Annotated in this window: 12 protein-coding genes; 8 read left to right on the top strand and 4 right to left on the bottom strand. The window is 63.5% G+C overall.

The features are described from left to right. Positions 1 to 5: 5 nt before the first annotated feature. Positions 6 to 1,100, bottom strand: coding sequence for an S-methyl-5-thioribose-1-phosphate isomerase (mtnA, locus tag EB230_RS26625; RefSeq protein ID WP_172374233.1), 1,095 nt, complete (start codon positions 1,098 to 1,100; stop codon positions 6 to 8). Next, entirely contained in the window at positions 1,097 to 2,371 is a 1,275-nt protein-coding gene (mtnK, locus tag EB230_RS26620; RefSeq protein WP_056564361.1) for an S-methyl-5-thioribose kinase, read from the bottom strand. The genes mtnA and mtnK overlap by 4 nt, the downstream gene beginning before the upstream one ends. A 137-nt stretch (positions 2,372 to 2,508) precedes the next feature. On the opposite strand from mtnK, the gene EB230_RS26615 reads away from it, so the two are divergent. The 3 genes from EB230_RS26615 to EB230_RS26605 all read left to right on the top strand — a co-directional run bounded on the left by EB230_RS26615 (position 2,509) and on the right by EB230_RS26605 (position 6,198). Next, positions 2,509 to 4,020, top strand: a complete 1,512-nt coding sequence (locus EB230_RS26615) for a sugar ABC transporter ATP-binding protein (RefSeq protein ID WP_172375168.1) — start codon at positions 2,509 to 2,511, stop codon at positions 4,018 to 4,020. A gap of 81 nt (positions 4,021 to 4,101) precedes the next feature. Further along, entirely contained in the window at positions 4,102 to 5,097 is a 996-nt protein-coding gene (locus tag EB230_RS26610) for an ABC transporter permease (protein ID WP_056564354.1), read from the top strand. Between the two features lie 48 nt (positions 5,098 to 5,145). Further along, positions 5,146 to 6,198 (top strand): substrate-binding domain-containing protein, encoded by a 1,053-nt coding sequence (locus EB230_RS26605; RefSeq protein WP_056565665.1) that lies wholly within the window; start codon positions 5,146 to 5,148, stop codon positions 6,196 to 6,198. Between the two features lie 67 nt (positions 6,199 to 6,265). Here the strand turns inward: EB230_RS26605 and EB230_RS26600 are convergent, their stop codons facing one another. Both EB230_RS26600 and EB230_RS26595 read right to left on the bottom strand, forming a co-directional pair. Then, on the bottom strand, positions 6,266 to 8,320 hold the full coding sequence (locus EB230_RS26600; RefSeq protein WP_172374232.1) for a bifunctional aldolase/short-chain dehydrogenase: 2,055 nt from the start codon (positions 8,318 to 8,320) through the stop codon (positions 6,266 to 6,268). A gap of 86 nt (positions 8,321 to 8,406) precedes the next feature. Continuing rightward, on the bottom strand, positions 8,407 to 9,372 hold the full coding sequence (locus tag EB230_RS26595; protein WP_172374231.1) for a sugar-binding transcriptional regulator: 966 nt from the start codon (positions 9,370 to 9,372) through the stop codon (positions 8,407 to 8,409). 202 nt (positions 9,373 to 9,574) lie between these two features. On the opposite strand from EB230_RS26595, the gene EB230_RS26590 reads away from it, so the two are divergent. The 5 genes from EB230_RS26590 (at position 9,575) to EB230_RS26570 (ending at position 18,378) form a co-directional block, all read left to right on the top strand. Continuing rightward, a complete protein-coding gene (locus EB230_RS26590; protein ID WP_056564346.1) occupies positions 9,575 to 11,215 on the top strand; it encodes an acyl-CoA synthetase in 1,641 nt (546 codons plus the stop codon). 433 nt (positions 11,216 to 11,648) lie between these two features. Further along, entirely contained in the window at positions 11,649 to 12,254 is a 606-nt protein-coding gene (locus tag EB230_RS26585; protein WP_056564343.1) for a TetR family transcriptional regulator, read from the top strand. A gap of 46 nt (positions 12,255 to 12,300) precedes the next feature. Further along, positions 12,301 to 13,443, top strand: coding sequence for an efflux RND transporter periplasmic adaptor subunit (locus EB230_RS26580; protein ID WP_056564339.1), 1,143 nt, complete (start codon positions 12,301 to 12,303; stop codon positions 13,441 to 13,443). Positions 13,444 to 13,686: 243 nt separating this feature from the next. Continuing rightward, the gene (locus EB230_RS26575) at positions 13,687 to 16,830 is read left to right on the top strand and encodes an efflux RND transporter permease subunit (protein WP_172374230.1); all 3,144 of its coding nucleotides are present in this window, start codon (positions 13,687 to 13,689) and stop codon (positions 16,828 to 16,830) included. A gap of 192 nt (positions 16,831 to 17,022) precedes the next feature. Next, positions 17,023 to 18,378, top strand: coding sequence for an LLM class flavin-dependent oxidoreductase (locus EB230_RS26570; protein WP_172374229.1), 1,356 nt, complete (start codon positions 17,023 to 17,025; stop codon positions 18,376 to 18,378). Positions 18,379 to 18,437: the final 59 nt, after the last annotated feature.

The following is an 18,437-nucleotide window of genomic DNA, read 5'->3' as shown; positions in this document are numbered from 1 at the left end:
ATGGGTTATGCCCGTTCGGGGAACATCGCCTTCAGGCCCTCGCGCGATGCCTTGGCTATGCCGCGTTCGGTGATCAAGCCAGTCACCAGCCGCGCCGGGGTCACGTCGAAGGCCGGATTGGCCGCGGGCGTCGCTTCGGGCGAGATGCGCACCTGGGCGATCTCGCCGCTGGCGGTCTTGCCCCATACCAGCGAGACCTCGTCGGCCGAGCGCTGCTCGATCGGGATTTCCTTGAGCCCATCATGCACCGTCCAGTCGATGGTGGGCGAGGGCAGCGCGACATAGAACGGCACGTCATTGTCGGCGGCGGCGAGCGCCTTCAGATAGGTGCCGATCTTGTTGCAGACATCGCCGTCGGCGGTGGTCCGGTCGGTGCCGACGATGACCATGTCGATCGCCCCGCGCTGCATCAGATGGCCGCCGGCATTGTCGACGATCAGAGTGTGCGGCACGCCGTGGCCTGCCATCTCCCACGCGGTCAGCTGGGCGCCCTGGTTGCGCGGTCGGGTCTCGTCAACATAGACGTGGACCGGAATGCCGGCTTCGGTTGCCAGATAGATCGGCGCGGTGGCGGTGCCGTAATCGACGGTGGCCAGCCAGCCGGCATTGCAATGCGTCAGGATGTTGACCGTCTCACCCGGCTGCTTGCGCGCCGCGATCGCCTTGATGACGGCAAGACCGTTCTCGCCGATGGCGCGGTTCAGACCGACATCCTCGTCGGCGATCTCACCAACGCGCCGATAGGCGGCTTCGGCGCGTTGTTCTTTTGGCAGCGGCTTGAGGAAGCGCCGCATCTCATCGAGCGCCCAACGCAAATTGATCGCCGTCGGGCGCGTCTCGTGCAGCGTTTCCCAAACGGCATCGAGCGCTTCGTCGGATGGGTCGTCGGCCATCTGCAGGGCGACACCGTAGGCGGCGGTGACGCCGATCAGCGGCGCGCCGCGCACCCACATGTCGCGGATGGCGGTGGCGATGCCGGAAACCGTGCCGATCGTCTCGACGCGGAAATCATGCGGCAGCCAACGCTGGTCGATAATGTCAACCGAACGTCCGTCGTCGCTCAGCCAGATGGTGCGATAGTGGCGCTCGCCGACGTTCAAATGCTGCTCTCCTGTTCGATCAGCGCGGCCAGATTGTTGACCTCGTCGATGCTGTGTATCCGCCGCCGGTTGACGGCGATGTGACGGCCGAATTTGAGCGCCTTCGCCTCGCAGGAGGCGCGCAGATCCTCGTCGGCAATGGTCTCGAAATCGGCATTGTGGGCAAGGCCGAGGATGCGCCTGTGCACCTCGATGCCGGCAAAGCCGAGAAGATCGGTCCAGATCTGGTGCAGAACGTGATCGAGCGCCTGCTCCGCGGCGAGTATGTCGCCCTGATCCTCGAACAGGCTTCTCTGATAGAGCATTCCGGTGCGCTCGGTGCGCCACAGATGCGAGAACTCGGCGCGGAACACCGCCCATGTCTGTGCGGTGACCCCGAGCAGATAGGTGCGCATGGCGTCGCGCTTGCCTTTCTGCTCATGTCCGCGCTGCGAGAAGAAGGACATCCAGAAATTGGCGAGCAGCATGCCGACATCGAAGGCCATCGGCCCGTAGAAGGCGAACTCCGGATCGATCATCCGGGTCTCTGTGTCGGTGACCATGATCGAGCCGGAATGCAGGTCGCCATGCAGCAGCGTCTCGGCATTGGCGGCGAAGATGTGCTTCAGCCGTTGCGCCTCCACCTTGAGGTCGCGGTCGGCACGCAGGTCCGCGACCAGACCGTCGAGTTGCGGCGAGGTATGCCGGTTCAACTTCGCGTCGAAATAGGGATCGGAGAACACCAGGTTCTCGGTGATGTCGCAGAGGTCGACATTGTCGGCGAACAGCGCCAGATCGGCCTTGCGATCCCTGGTCACCATCGACAGGTCGGACCCGCGGAACAGCGTACGGGCCATGAACAGGCCGATATCCCTGGCAATGTTGGGCAACTGGCGCCCGTCGATCAGCGCGCGCCTGAGAATGGTATGTGGTGGCGCCAGATACTCCATGATGATCAGCGCCTGGCCTTCATCGAAATGATAGATCGCCGGCACCGAGCCCGGCGCGCGCGCCTCCTGACGGGTCAGCGCGTGATACTCGAAGAAGGATCGCTTCAGCGGTAGCGGCCAGCTGTCGCCGACCAGCCGGACATAGGGCAGGGCCTGCTTGACGATGGCGCCGCCGCCGGCACCCTCGACGATGAACACCAGGTTCAGATTGCCGTCGCCGACTTCGCGGACCTTCCATCGTGTCGTGTCCTTGCCGATCTTCGCGCACAGCGCCTCGTTCGTGCCGAGGCGCGTTGCAAGCGTCTCCACCGACAATGCTTCGAACGGCAATTTCCCAGTCATTCGTCTCCCTCCCGCCTGTGCGCTCCGATCATAAGGGAGCCTTAGCGGCGGGGCCAAGCTAGGAAGCTGTCTGGCAATTGTCAATCGTGTTGACAATTGCCGATATTGACCATAGCGTCGAGGTCAGGGAGGAACGCATGGTCGGCAATGCCGTGTTCCGCGTAGAGGGACTGAGGAAATCCTTTGGCCGCAACGAGGTGCTTGGCGGCATCTCGCTCGAGCTGCATTCCGGCGAAGTGACCGTGCTGATGGGCGCCAACGGCGCCGGTAAATCCACCCTCGTCAAGATCATCAGCGGCGTCTACGAGCGTGGCGGCGGCACAATGACGCTTGCCGGGCAGGACTTTGCGCCGAACACGCCGGCCGAAGCGATCCGCTCCGGCGTCGTCACCGTGCATCAGAACATCAATGACGGTGTCGTGGCCGACCTCGATGTCGCCACCAACCTGACGCTCGACAGGCTGAGCGGCAAGGGCGCGCCGACCCTGTTCAATCCGGCCCGGGTGCGCCGCGAGGCCAAGGCCGTCGCCGACCGCATGGGGTTGGCCATCGATCTCAAGGCCCGCGTCAACGACCTTTCGCTGGCCGATCGCCAGATGGTGGCGATCGCACGCGCCTTGGCGCACCAGCCGAAGGTGCTGATCCTCGACGAGCCGACCTCCTCGCTCTCCAGCGCCGAAGCCGACCGTTTGTTCGCCCTGGTCGACAGGCTGCGCGAGCAGGGCGTGGCGATCCTCTATATCTCGCACCGCATGTCCGACATCAGGCGGCTTGCCGATCGCATCGTCTCCATGCGTGACGGCATCGTTTCAGGTGCCTTTGACACCAAGCCGCTCGATTATGAAGGCGCGGTCAATGCCATGCTCGGCCGCAAGATCCATCTCGACCAGATCGTTGCCAGAAGTTCCGCCAAGCCGGTCCTGACCGTTGAAGGCCTGCGCATCGCGCAGGGCGCCAGGCCGATCTCGCTGACGCTTGGCGATGGCGAGGTCGTCGCCATCACCGGCCTCGTCGGTGTCGGCAAGACCGCTTTTGCCGAAACGCTGTTCGGTGTGCGCAAGCCGCTGTCGGGTACGATGACGATGAATGGCAGGCCCTACGCGCCGCGATCCGCCGGCAATGCGATCGCGGCCGGCGTGTTCCTCGTCGCCAAGGACCGCGCTACCAGCGGCATTGTCGGCGGCTTCAACATCGAGCGTAATGTCAGCCTGCCGTTCCTGAAGCGGATGTCGAACATGGGCGTGCTCAAGCGCCGGCTCGAACGCACAACCGCGCGCCGGCAGATCGAGGAACTCAGCATCGTCTGCCGCTCCGAGAAGGACGAAATGTCGGCATTGTCGGGCGGCAACCAGCAGAAGGTGATGGTCGCCCGCTGGATGGCGCAGGACGCCGCGCTGTTCATGCTCGACGAGCCTTTTCAGGGCGTCGATATCTCGGCCAGGCGCGACATCGCCGCCAAGCTCAGGGCAAGCGCCCATGGCCGCGCGACGCTTTTGTTCGTCACCGAACTCGACGAGGCGCTGGAGACGGCCGACCGCATCCTGGTGATGTCGGAACACACGATCGTCGGCGAACACCGCAACGCCGAAGTCGATCTCGATCGCCTGCTGGCCGAGGTCGCCGGCGGGCCGCTGCACAGCGCTGCCTGAGCGTGGCGGTCGATGGAATTGGAATGGAGAGACCATGGGTTCGAGTTGGCTAAAGTGGGCAGCGGCGCCGGGGTGCGCTGAATGATGCTGCGCGACCACGCAATCCGCTACGGGTTCATCGTCCTGCTGGTCGGACTCGTCGCTTATTTCGCGATCGCGGCCGACGGTTTCGTCTCGCCGCAAAGTGCCGTCTTCATCTTCCAGTCCGTCGCCATCACCGGCGTGCTGGCGCTCGGCGTCACCGCCACGCTGGTTGTCGGCGGCTTCGACCTGTCGATCGGCTCGGTCGCCACATCGGCCATGATGGCGGCTGCCTATGTCATGGTGGTGCTGGAGCAGAATGCCGTCGTCGCCGTGGTCGTCTGTCTGCTCATCGGTGCCATTGTCGGCCTGATCAATGGCTGGCTGATCGTCTATATGCGCGTGCCGGACCTGCTCGCCACGCTCGGCATGATGTTCCTGCTTGTCGGCTTGCAGCGCATCCCGACCGAGGGCCGCTCCATCGCCACCGGCATGACCATGCCCGACGGTTCGGTCGCCAACGGCAAATTCTCCGACGCCTTCCTTGCGCTCGGCCGCCACCGCTTCGATTTCTTCATCCCGAACCTCATTCCGGTGTCGGTGGTCGTATTGCTGGTACTTGCCGTGCTGATCTGGTTCTTCCTTGAATACACGCGCTTCGGCCGGATGATGTATGCGGTCGGCAGCAATGAGCGCGCCGCTGAACTCGCCGGTGCCCCTGTCAAGGCATACAAGATCTGGGCCTACGTTATTTCAGGAGTTTTTGCCTCGATCGGCGGCATTTTGCTCGCTGCCCGGCTTGGACGCGGCGATATCGCCTCGGGTAATAATTTGCTGCTCGATGCTGTCGCCGCGGCGCTGATCGGCTACGCGGTGCTTGGCGCCGCCAAGCCGAACGCCTTCGGCACCGCCGTCGGCGCGCTGTTCGTCGGCATCCTGCTGCAAGGCCTGACGATGATGAACGCGCCTTACTACACGCAGGATTTCGTCAAGGGCGTGGTTCTGGTCGTCGCCCTTGTCTTCACCTTTGCCTTGTCGGGCAGGGGCCGGAGATAGTTTCGGCCGGATAGGTTTTTGGGCTCAACAAGAGTGGAGGAAAACAAGGTGAACATCACAAGAAGACTTCTGGGGAAGGTGGCGCTCGGGCTGGCCGGGGCAACCATGCTGATGCAGTTTCCCGCGCTGGCCGCGGACAAGCCGGCGCCGTTCGACAAGCCCGGCGTCAAGATCGCGCTGGTGCGCTATCTCTCGACTGGTGACTTCTTCCAGGCCTATCTCTCGGGCGTCGAGGCGCAGTCGAAGGCGCTCGGCATCGATCTGCGCGTGCTCGACAGCCGCCAGGACGCCGCCCTCCAGTCCGACATGGTCGACCAGGCGATCGCGCTCGGCGTACAGGGCATCATCATCCAGCACGGCCTGACGGAATCGATGAAGGACGCCGCCCAGCGCGCTGTCGACGCCGGCATCAAGGTGGTGGCTTTCGACGTCAATGTCGAAAACCCCAAGATCCCGCAGATCGAACAGTCGGACAAAGACCTTGCCCGCCTCGCGCTCGAGCAGGCGGTCAAGGACAATGGCGAAAGCTGGAATGCCGGCTATGTCTATGTCGCCGGCATCGCGCCGCTCGACCGCCGCAACGAGACCTGGGTCGACGTGAAGAAGAAGTATGCGGGCATCAAGGAAGTGGCCATGTTCGGCACGCTCGACAACCCGATCGCCAACTCCGTCGCCAACCAGGCGCGTTCGGTGCTGTCGGCACATCCCGATATCAAGGTGATGTTCGCCCCCTATGACGAATTCGCCAAGGGCGTGAAGATCGCCGTCGACGAAGCCGGCTTGAACAAGGGCATCAAGATCTATTCGGCCGATATCTCGACTTCGGATATCGCGGCGATGCGCGAGCCCGACAGCGCCTGGGCAGCGACCGCGGCGACCAACCCGGCCGTTGTCGGCCAGGTCTCGGTGCGCGCTCTGGCACAACTGCTCGCTGGTGAGGACCCCGGCCACAACGTCATTGTGCCGCCGACGCTGATCACCCAGAAGGAACTGATCGACAAAGACATCAAGAACATGGAAGACCTGTCGGCCAAGCTGCCGCAGTTCGCCCATGCCGATGTCGCCATGCCGGCCTGGATGCCGAACCCGAACGCGAAGTAAGGATCGTCACGACAGATATGAAAAGGGCGGCCGTGAGCCGCCCTTTTTTGTTGTCAGCCGAAAATGCCTACCGCAGCGCCGCCGCGATGTTGCCGCCGTCGACAGTCGTCACGTCAGCGGTGGTGCGTTCGGCCAGCGCGTGATGCAGGAAGGCCTGAGCCACGTCCTGTGCGGTCACTTCCTGGCCGAGCAGATTGCCGGACATGTAGTCCTTCTCCGAGACGCCGCGCGCGCCGGAGCGGCTGGCGATCATGGCGTCGGTCAGAAGGCCGGACCGGATGCGATCGGCGTTGACGGCGTTGGAGCGGATGCCATGGGCGCCGTAGTCGAGCGCATATTGCCTGGACAGGAACAAAGTCGCCGCCTTCGGTACGCCATAGGCGCCGAATTTTGGACCGGGGTTCACCGCCTGCTTGGAGGTGTTGAACAAAAGCGCCCCGCCTGTGCCCTGTTCGAGCATGATGCGCACGGCGTTCTGCGCCGCCGACTGGTGGGCGAAGAAATTGAGCTCGAAGCTCTTGCGCAGAAGCGCATCATCGAGTTCGCCGATCCGGCCTTCCCAGGCAGCTCCCGCATTGGAGACCAGGATGTCGACGCCGCCGAAGACGGCAACCGCTTTGTCGAAGGCGGCACGCACCTGGGCTGGATCGGTGATGTCGGCGGCGACGCCGATCGAATTGTTGCCGGCCTTCTTTGCGGCATCAGCAGCCTTGTCGGCATCGAGATCGACAACGACGGCATGGGCGCCATTGTCGGCGAACAGTTTTGCCGTTGCCGCCCCGATCGCGCCGGCGCCGCCGGTGATCAGGACCACTTGGCCGGTCAGCGGCTTCGGCTTGTTGGAGGCAAGCTTGGCCTGTTCGAGCGACCAGTATTCCAGCGGGAAGAGGTCAGCCTTGGACAGCGGATGGAACCGTCCGACCGCTTCCGCGCCGCGCACCGCCTCGATCCACATTTCGCCGACGTCGGAGGCGATTTTGGCATCCTTCAGCGTGCGGCCATGGCCGAACATGCCGAGGCCCGGCACCAGCGTCAGCCGCGGCATCGGGTCGAGCATGATGCGCTTGACGTCGTCGAGCGCGTCATTGGTCTCGAAATAGGCGCGATAATCGTTGGCGAAGGCGTCGACATGGCTCTTGATGATGGCCTTGTAGTCGCCCGCCTTGTCGGCATCGGGCGCCGGCACCGCCATCGGGCCTGTCTTGATACGGATCGACAGATCCGGTGTCGACACGCCGCGTCCGGCATAGTCGGCGATCGCGGCCGAGTTGATGAAATCGACGATCGCGTCGGAGGTGCGAAAGTCGGAGATCATGCGGTCGAAGCGGCCTTCGCCGCGCGACACCGCGACGGCGCCGCGCAGCATCGGAGCGATGGAGGCCGGCGTCGCGAGCCTTGCCGGCAGCGCGGCCTTTGCCGCCTTCGGCTTGGCGTGCCTGGCCACATAGTCCTCGGCGACGTTCACATAGTGGATCATCCGGTCATAGGCCTGTTTGGCATCGTCGCCGAAGGTGAAGATGCCGTGCTTGTCGAGGATCAGCCCTTCAACGGTCGGGTCGGCATCGAAAACGTCGGCCGCCGCCTTGGCAAGGTCGAAGCCTGGCATGATGTAGGGCACGTAGCCCATCTTGCTGCCAAAGACCGTCTTCACCAGCGGCTTCGAATCTTCCTGGTCGACGATGGCCAGGATCGCGGTCGAATGGGTGTGGTCGACGAATTTGTGCGGCAGGAAGGCATGCAGCAACGTTTCGACCGAGGGATTGGGCGAAGAGGGATCGATCAGGTTCGCCCGCTGCAGCGCCACCATGTCCTCGTCGGAGAGCTTGTCCAGCGCGCGCGCCTTGAGCAGGGCGCCCATCTTGACCGCCGGCAGGCCTTGCGGCTCGATGACGGCCATGTCCCAGCCGCTGCCCTTGACGCAGAGCACGTCCCATTCATCGCCGACGAGGTCGGTTGCCTTGATCTTGCAGGAGGTGTTGCCGCCGCCATGCAGGACGAGCTGCGGCACGCCGCCCAGCAGCCGCGTGGTGTAGACGCGCAAGGCCAGGTCGCGGCCGACGCCCTTCTTGGCATAGTCGGCGACAAGTTTCTCCGCCGCTTCGTCGTTCCACAGGTTCTTCATGTTCGCTTCGTCCAGTTGCTGTCTTGGGTGGTGAAACAGGATGCCGCGACGCCTTGATGACAATGCGCCGGCGAAAGGTTGCTGGTTCAGGATGCCTTTTGGGTTGCCGCTCCGGCATGATCGAGCAGCCGCTGCGCCATATGCGCGCCGACCACCAGATGCGTGCAGAGCCCGCCAGCGATCGCCGCGAGCAGCGGTTCGAACTTGCTGTCCTCCTGCACCACCATCAGGCGTTTTTCGATGGCGCGCAGCGAGGCAAGCTCGGCGGAGATCACCCGGCGGTTGTAGCTGCAGTCGAGCACCTTGCCCTCGGCGTCGATGATCTGCCCGGCAATGACGCCCGCGGCACCTCGGCTGCGCAGCTCCGCCATCTCGCCCGATGTCAGCGCGCCGCACTTGACCAGATGGCTCTCGGCGTCGACCGCGCCGACCGAGTAGAGTGCGAGATCGCAGTCCTTGATTCCCGACAACTGCTCGCGGATCACCGGTTCGTCCCGCAGCGCGCGCGCCAGCTCTTCCGTCGACAGCACCAGCGGCGCATAGAAGTTCAACCCCTTGGCGTTGAGCCGGCGTGCGATTTCCATGGTGCACTGGTCGGGCCGATAGGAGTAGGGTGCGCCGAGGTTGCCGCAAAGCTGCACCACCGTGACCTCCTGCAGGTCGGCATAGGACATGATGTCGGCGATCATGTAGACGGTGCGGCCCCAGGCGACGCCGATGCGGTCACCCTTCTTGACCAGTTCCAGAAAGACGCTCGCCGCCAGCACGGCGATATCAGTCGAAGGGTCGGGGATGTGGCCGTTCTCCGGCGCGATCCAGACCGCGTCGAGGCCCAGCGCGTCCTCGAGCTTGCGCGCCATGACGTCGTCGGTGAACAGCTGGGTCGAGGTCGAGATGTTGACGATGCCGGTCTCGCGCGCCTTGCGCAGATACATGGCCACCGAAGCACGGGAAATGTTAAGCTGGCTCGCAACCTGGTCCTGCCGCAGGCCATGCGCATAGTAGAGCCAGGCGGCCTTGTGAATGAGCTGTTCTGCCGGTCGGATCGCCATGCCGTCTCCTCGGCTGACATTAGTCACGGCTCTCGACAAAAGTCAAATTCAGATGCGGGGACACGATCGTCTCTCGGCAAGGTGCATCCGGGATCGCCGTTCTACAAAGCCTGCATAGCATAGCATTTTCGGCCCTCCGGGGGGATGGCCTGACAAGAGTCCTGGGGTTAGAAAGCTCGAAAAGAACTTTGGGGAGACCGGGATGGGCAATCGCTACGAACAGGATCTTGACAGGAACGCGGCCAACCATCAGCCGCTGACGCCGCTTACCTATCTGGAGCGGGCCGCAAAGACCTATCCTGATCATGCCGCCATCATCCATGGCGGCCAGCGCACCTCCTATCGTGATTTCTGGCGTCGCTCGCTGAAGCTTGCCTCGGCGCTTCAGAAGCGCGGCATCGGCAAGGGCGACACGGTCACCGTCATGCTGTCCAACACGCCGCCAATGCTGGAGGCGCATTTCGGCGTGCCGATGACCAGGGCGGTGCTGCATTCGCTCAACACTCGCCTCGACGCTGCGGTCATCGCCTTCCAGCTCGACCATGCCGAGACCAAGGTGCTGATCGTCGACCGTGAATTCTCAGGTGTCGTCCGGCAGGCGCTTGACCTGGCCAAGGTCAAGCCGCTGGTCATCGACTATGATGATCCCGAATACGCCGCCGACGCGCCCTATCCGAAAGGCGAGCGGATCGGCGCATCAGACTATGAGGATTTTGTCGCTGGCGGCGACGAGGGCTTCGCCTGGTCGATGCCGGACGATGAATGGGACGCCATCTCGCTCAACTACACCTCCGGCACGACGGGCAATCCGAAGGGTGTCGTCTACCACCATCGTGGTGCGGCGCTGATGGCCTACACCAACACGATCCATGCCGGCATGGCCAAGCACGCCGTCTATCTGTGGACGCTGCCGATGTTCCATTGCAACGGCTGGTGCTTTCCTTGGACGCTCGCCGTCCAGGCCGGCACCCATGTCTGCCTGCGCTGGGTGCGGCCGAAGCCGATCTACGATGCCATTGCCGATCATGGCGTCACCCATCTGTGTGGCGCGCCGGTCGTGATGTCGGTGCTGATCAATGCCCGGGATGAGGACAAGCGCGAATTCCCGCAGACCGTCACCTTCAACACCGCGGCCGCGCCGCCGCCGGAAGCCGTGCTGTCGGGCATGGCCGATGCCGGCTTTGCCGTCACCCACCTCTACGGCCTGACCGAGACCTATGGTCCGGCGGTGGTCAACGAATGGCACGGTGAATGGGACAGTCTGGCAAAAGGCGAGCGCAGCGCCAAGAAGGCAAGGCAGGGCGTCCGCTACGCAGCCCTCGAAGGCCTGACCGTCATGGATCCCGAGACGATGCAGACGACGCCGGCCGACGGCGAGACGATCGGCGAGGTCATGTTCCGCGGCAACATCGTCATGAAGGGTTATCTGAAGAACCGCAAGGCAAGCGACGAAGCCTTCGCCGGCGGCTGGTTCCACTCGGGTGACCTCGGCGTCATGCATCCCGACGGCTACATCCAGCTCAAGGACCGTTCGAAGGACATCATCATCTCGGGTGGCGAAAACATCTCCTCGATCGAGGTCGAGGACGCACTCTACAAACACCCGGCTGTGGCGTCGTGCGGTGTGGTTGCCCGCGCGGACGACAAATGGGGCGAGGTGCCCGTGGCCTATGTCGAACTGAAGCCCGGCAAGACCGCGACCGAAGCCGAGATCATCGAGCATTGCCGTGCACTGCTTGCCCGTTTCAAAGTGCCGAAAGCGGTGATTTTTGCGGAGATACCGAAGACGTCGACCGGCAAGATCCAGAAGTTCCGGCTGCGGGAGATGGCCAAGGTGGCGTGAGCGCACCGTCATTTTTGCTAGACCTCGACAATTTGCCGCGGACCGGCGACTTCGTCATTCTAGGGTGGAGCAGGAGCGAAGCTCCGTCGCGGAAACCCTAGGATCCATGCCGTGACCTCGCGGCCGTGCTCCAGCGGTTGGGAATGGCTCGCTGCGGGCCTTTTGATGTAACATATTGATCCGCAGCATTTTTTGACCGACGTCATGGAATGGATCCTAGGGTCTGCGCCGCGTCGCTGCGCTCCTTGCTCCGCCTAGGATGACGAACTCATCAGCGACTGCCTCCTATCGCGAGCGCCGGTTGTCGCGTCAGCCTTCTGTCACCATCTGTCACCAATTATACGCGTACGTCGATTTCGCGTTGACATCGCCCTCTCTTCAATTTACGAGTGACGAAAATTAAAATTCGTCACTCGTAAAACGACAGGGACCCATGTCCGAAGCAGCCAACATCATGGCCGATGCCGCCAGGCAGGAGAATGTGACACGCATTCTCGACTGCGCCGAGCGCCTATTCCGGCACTATGGCTACGGCAAGACGAATGTCGCGGACATAGCCCGCGAACTTGGGATGTCGCCGGCCAACATATACCGTTTCTTCGCCTCCAAGGTTGAAATCCACCAAGCCGTTTGCGGCCGGATGCTCGGCGCCAGCTACAAGATGGCCTACGAGATCATGCACCTGCCGATCAGTGCGGAGGAGCGGCTGCGTCGCTACATTCATGCCCAGTACAAGATGACGCTCGAGACCATGCTCGACGAGCAGAAGGTCCATGAAATGGTCATAGTCGCGCTCGAGCGCGACTGGAGCGTCATCGACAAGCACGTCAACAGCATTCACGACCTGTTCGCCGAGGTGATCCGCGAGGGCGTCGAGACCGGCGAGTTCAGGGAGCAGGATCCCGAAGCCGCCTCGCGCTGCTTTGGCGCCGCCACCGTCATTCTCTGCCACCCGCAGATGGTGGCGCAGTGCCTTGCCAAGACCAACCGGGCAATGCCCGACGAACTTATCGATTACGCCATCAGAGCCTTGAAATAGCCGCCGGTCGCCGGTGTCGACAGTTCGCCTCAGTCGGGAGTACCAGATGTCTTTGTCCAATTCCATCATCCGCCGGCTGCCGGTCGCGGGCTTGGTCGTTGCAGGGCTCACGCTTGCCGGCTGCAGCCAGGAAAAGGCGGAGGTCAAGGAGATCATCCGCCCGGTCAAGGTCGTCGAGATTGCCCAGGCGCATGACACTCGCACGCTTTCCTATTCCGGTTCGGTGCGGGCCCGCACCGAAAGCGCGCTGGCTTTCCGCGTCAACGGCAAGATTACCGAGCGCCTTGTCGACATCGGCCAGCACGTGGCGCCGGGCGATGTGCTCGCCCGCATCGATCCCACCGACTACGACCTTTCGGTCAAGAGCGCGCAGGCAGCTCTTGATGCCGCCGAACGGCAGGTCGAGACGACAGAGCTTGCGCGCAAGCGCGCCGAGCAGCTTTTCGCCAAGAATTTCTCGCCGAAATCGCAGCTCGAACAGGCGACGCTGACCTATGACCAGGCGGTCGCCACGCGCGACTCCGCCCGTTCGTCACTTGCACAGGCCAAGAACCAGGTCGGCTATACCGACCTCAAGGCCGACAAGGACGGCATCGTCACGGCGGTGAATGCCGATGTCGGCCAGGTGGTCGGCTCCGGCGCGCCGGTGGTCACCGTCGCGGTCGACGGCGAGAAGGAAGTGCTGATCGCGGTCCCCGAAATGGAGATCGCCGAGTTCAAGCCGGGCAAGCCGGTCAAGGCCGGCTTCTGGTCCGACAACACACTGACGCTCGACGGCAAGGTCCGCGAGGTTGCCGGCAGCGCCGATCCGCAGTCGCGCACCTTCGCCGTCCGCGTCAGCCTGCCCAACGACCAGCGTGTGCTTCTCGGCATGACCGCCAATATCGAGGCTTCGGCGGCCAACGAAAAGCAACTCGTATCGATCCCGCTGAGCGCGTTGGCTGAGAAAGATAACCAGTCGATCGTCTGGACCGTCGATCGTGGCGCCGACACCGTCCACGCCCGTCCGGTGAAGGTTGCCAAGTTCGCCGCCGATGGCGTGCGCGTCGCCGAAGGATTGAATCCCGGCGATATCGTGGTCGCCGCCGGCACACAGTTCATGACCGAGAATCTGAAGGTGAAGCTCGCCGGCGGCATCGCGCAGCAATCCGCCTCGGCCGATGGTGACGACGCCAGCCGACTGCGCTGACGACAGACAGGTCGGCCGCGCGTTCCCGCGGCCGCAGGTTTCCGGGCGGCGTGCGCCCGAAGGTCGAGACGTCAAGGCCGATGTACCCCCGCATCGACCCTAGCGTCCCACCGCGATGAGTGTCTCTCCGCTCGGAAAGCCTCGCCGCCCGGAAGCCAGTATCGAACGCAACTGATTTCGTTTTCGCGCGCCGCGCTTCTTCGAGGCACCAGGCGCCGGCAAACAGCAAAGTGGACAGCACCGATGACGACCTCCACTGAAGAAAAGCGGCCCTTCAACCTTTCGCGCTGGGCCATCGGCCACCCCTCAATAGCGCGGTTCCTGTTCGGGCTGATCATCATCGCCGGTGCGCTCGGCCTGATGCGCATGGGCCAGAAGGAAGACCCCGACTTCACCTTCCGCGTCATGGTCGTGCAGGCGATCTGGCCGGGCTCCTCGATCCAGGAGATGGAGGACCAGGTCGTCAACAAGATCGAGCGCAAGCTGCAGGAAACGCCGCATCTCGACTTCGTGCGCTCCTTCACCCGCGCCGGCAGCGCCATCATCACGGTGCAGATCAAGGGCGATACCAACGCCGCCGAGGTGACGGACGCCTTCTATCAGGTGCGCAAGAAGGTCGGCGACATATCCGGCGACCTGCCGCAGGGCCTGCTCGGCCCCTATTTCAACGACGAGTTCGGCGACACCTTCATCACGCTGCATTCGATCAGCGGCGATGGCTTCTCCTATCCCGAGCTGAAGAAATTCGCCATCCAGGCGCGCGACATGCTGTTGACCACGCCGGGCGTCGAAAAGGCCGTCATCATCGGCGACCAGCCGGAAAAGCTCTATATCGACGTGTCGTCCAAGGCGCTGGCCGAACGTGGCCTGACGCTGACCGACCTGCAGAATGCGATCAAGGGCCAGAACAATGTCGATCCGGCCGGTGCCGTCGACACCGGCGTCAATTCGGTGCGCATTTCGGTCGAAGGAGACGTCACCAAGGCCGCCGATATCAGGGAACTGCGCCTGCGTGCCGGCGGCCAGGTCACCAGGCTCGGCGACATCGCCACCGTGACCTCGGGGCTCGAAGATCCCTTCCAGCGCAAGTACCGCTTCAACGGCCACGAAAGCGTGCAGCTTGGCGTCGTCATGGCCAAGGGCTTCAAGGTCACCGATGTCGGCAAGGATGTCGAGGCAACCTACAAGCGCTTCGAGGAGGCGCTGCCATATGGTGTGTCGGTCGACCAGATTTCCGACCAGCCGGGCGTCGTCACGGACGCGGTGGCCGAATTCATGCACGCGCTCGGCGAAGCGCTGCTGATCGTGCTTGTCGTCTCCTTCCTGTCGATCGGCTGGCGTTCGGGCCTTGTCATCGCCATCGCCATTCCGCTGGTGCTCGCAGCCACTTTCGCCATCATGTACGAGCTCGGCATCGACCTGCAGCGCATTTCGCTGGGCGCCCTGATCATCGCGCTCGGCCTGCTTGTCGACGACGCCATGATCGTCGTCGAGATGATGGAGCGAAAGCTGGAGGAGGGCCTGGTCAAGATCGAGGCGGCGAGCTTCGCCTATACATCGACCGCCTTCCCGATGCTGACCGGCACGCTGATCACCACCGCCGGCTTCATTCCGGTCGGCTTCGCCGCCTCCACGGCCGGCGAATATGTGCGCACGTTGTTTTATGTCGTCGGCATCGCGCTGATCGTGTCGTGGTTCGTCGCGGTCTATTTCACGCCGTGGCTCGGCAACATGATCCTCAAGCAGCGCAAGCACGCCGGTACCCATCACGATGCATTCGACACCCGCTTCTACCGCCGGCTTCGCTCTACCGTCGGCTGGGCGGTGCGCCATCGCATCATCGTGCTTGTCATGACGCTGGTAACCTTCGCCACCAGCCTGTGGGCGTTCCAGTTCATTCCGCAGAACTTTTTCCCGCAATCGTCGCGGCCGGAAATCCTCGTCGACCTCTGGCTGCCGGAAGGCACCAGCATCAAGGAGGTCGAAGCGCAGGCCAAGGCGCTTGAGGCCAAGATGATGGACGACAAGGACAAGCGCTTCATCGCCACCTATATCGGCGAAGGCGCGCCGCGCTTCTTCCTGCCGCTCGACCAACAGCTCAGCAATCCGAATTTCGCCCAGATGCTGGTGATGGCCAATGACGAGCCGGCCCGCGAGCGGCTGATCGTCAAGCTGCGCACGGTTCTGGCCGAGGACTTCCCCTCGATCCGTGCCAAGGTCGACCGTCTGTTCCTCGGGCCGCCAACCGGCTGGCCGGTGCAGATGCGTGTCATGGGCCCGGATCGCCAGGAGGTGCGCCGCATCGCCGACCAGGTGAAGGCGAAGTTCCGCGAGAATCCGTTGCTCGGCGCGGTCCATGACGACTGGCTCGAACCGGTGCCGGCGATGAAGCTGGTGATCGACCAGGACCGTGCCCGTGCGCTCGGCGTCACCTCGCAGCGCATCCGCCAGATGCTGCAGGCAACCATGTCCGGCGCGCCGCTCGACAATTTCCGCGACGGCGAGGAGACGGTGTCGATCGTCGCCCGCGAGCCGGACGCCAGCCGCAGCCTGCTGTCGTCGGTCGACTCGGTCTATATCCCGACCGATTTCGGCGGTTTCGTACCGCTGTCGCAGGTGGCCAAGGTGGTTCCGGTGCTAGAGCAAGGCATCGAGTGGCGCCGCGACCGCCTGCCGACGATCAGCGTACGTGCCACGCTGCCCGACGGCGTGCAGTCCAACGACGTCGTCACCAAGATGTACAAGGACATCCAGGGCCTGCGCGACGGCCTGGCGCCCGGCTACAAGATCGAAATCCAGGGCGGTGCCGAGGATTCAGCCGAAAGCCAGGCTTCGATCGCCGCCAAGGCGCCGATCATGCTGGCCATCATCGTCGTGCTCTTGATGATCCAGCTGCAGAACTTCGGCAAGGCGATGCTGGTGCTGGCCACCGGTCCGCTCGGCATCATCGGTGCGGCCGCGGCCCTTTTGATCAGCGGCGCGCCGTTCGGCTTCGTCGCCATTCTCGGCGTCATCGCGCTGCTCGGTATCATCATGCGCAACTCGATTATCCTGGTCGACCAGATCGACCAGGACATCGCCAGAGGCATGGAGCGCTCGGAGGCCATCATCGGCTCGGCTGTGCGCCGTTTCCGGCCGATTGTGCTGACGGCGATGACGGCGGTGCTGGCGCTGATCCCGATCTCGCGCGCCGTGTTCTGGGGGCCACTCGCCTATGCGATGATGGGCGGCATCGTGGTCGCCACCGTGCTGACCATCCTGGTGCTGCCCGCCGGCTACGCCCTGTTCTTTGGCCGCGAGCCGAAGAAGCGTGGTGTCGACGCCGTCGCAGAAGCATCCGCGACGGAACTGCCGGAAAGGCCGCAACTGGCGCTGGCGGCCGAATAGCGCGGCGCGGATCATCCGTCGTCGCTGATGTCGATGGCGGATGATCCGGCGCGACGGCCGATCCCATCACGCCGATTAAAATGCTCCCTGGCGCCGATTCTGCAAAACAGAATTCCTTCCCAGTGCGGCCAAGCGGTTCCATGCTGAGCGGCACCGGAGCGGTACCGCTCGTCCTTATCAGGGTGTCTTCCCATGGCAGAAAAAAAGCAATTGCGGCTCGGCGCCTTCATGCGTCCCGTCAGTTTGCACACCGGCGCCTGGCGCTATCCGGGCGCCTATCCCGACGCCAACTTCAACTTCGCGCATTTGAAGCGTTTCGCACAGACGCTGGAGGCGGCGAAATTCGACGCTTTCTTCATGGCCGATCATCTGGCCGTGCTGAACATGCCGATCGAGGCGCTTCGGCGCAGCCACACGGTGACCTCGTTCGAGCCGTTCACCTTGCTGTCGGCGCTTGCCGCCGTCACCGATCACATCGGGCTGGTTGCCACCGCATCGACAACCTTTGACGCGCCCTATCACATCGCCCGTCGATTCGCGTCGCTCGACCATATCAGCGGCGGGCGCGCCGGCTGGAACATCGTGACGACGTCCAATCCCGATGCGGCGTTGAATTTCGGGCTGGACGAACATGTCGAGCATGACGAGCGCTATCACCGGGCGCGGGAATTCTACGATGTCGTCACCGGCCTCTGGGACAGCTTTGCCGACGACGCCTTCCTCCGCGATGCCGAAAGCGGCCTCTATTTCGACCCCGCCAAATTGCATGTGCTTGACCATAAGGGCGAACATCTCTCCGTGCGCGGACCGCTCAACATCGCGCGACCGGTACAGGGTTGGCCGGTCATCGTGCAAGCCGGCGCGTCGGAGGCCGGGCGGCAGCTGGCCGCGGAAACGGCGGAAGTCATTTTCGCCGCCCATGGCGATCTCGCGTCGGGCCAACGCTTCTTCGCCGATGTAAAAGCCAGGGCGCAGAAACTTGGCCGTTCCCGCGACGACATCAAGATCCTGCCTGGCGCCTTCGTCATAGTCGGCGACAGTGTCGAGGAAGCGCGGGCCAGGCGGGCGAAGCTCGACAGCCTGGTCCATTACGAGAGCGGCATTGCCTCGTTGTCGATCGCTCTTGGGCATGACGCGTCGGCCTTCGATCCCGACGCCGCTCTGCCGGAAATACCGGAGACCAATGCCTCGAAGAGCAGCCGCGAGCGCGTCATCGAACTGGCTAGGGATGAAAACCTGACGGTGCGCCAGCTGGCCCAGAGACTGGGTGGCTATTCCGGCCTTGCTTTCGTCGGCACGCCGAAAACGATTGCCGACGAGATGGAGGAATGGCTGGTCGCCGAGGGATCGGACGGCTTCAACATCATGTTTCCCTATCTGCCCGCCGGGCTCGACGACTTCGTCGAGAAGGTGGTGCCCGAGCTGCAGCGGCGCGGCATCTTCAGGCTGAAGTATGAGGGCTCGACGCTGCGCGAGAATCTCGGCCTGAAGCGGCCGCCCAACCGGTTCTTCGAAGATACGGAAGCGTCGATCCGCAAGGCTGGGTGAGGTGAAGGCTGGTGGCCGAAAAGCATCGGGCGCGCCGAAGCGCGCCCGATATTTGTCAA

Source organism: Mesorhizobium sp. NZP2234 (genome assembly GCF_013170765.1).
GTDB lineage: Bacteria > Pseudomonadota > Alphaproteobacteria > Rhizobiales > Rhizobiaceae > Mesorhizobium > Mesorhizobium loti_D.
Note: the sequence above shows the minus strand (reverse complement) of the source record. Positions and strands in the feature narration are given on the sequence as shown.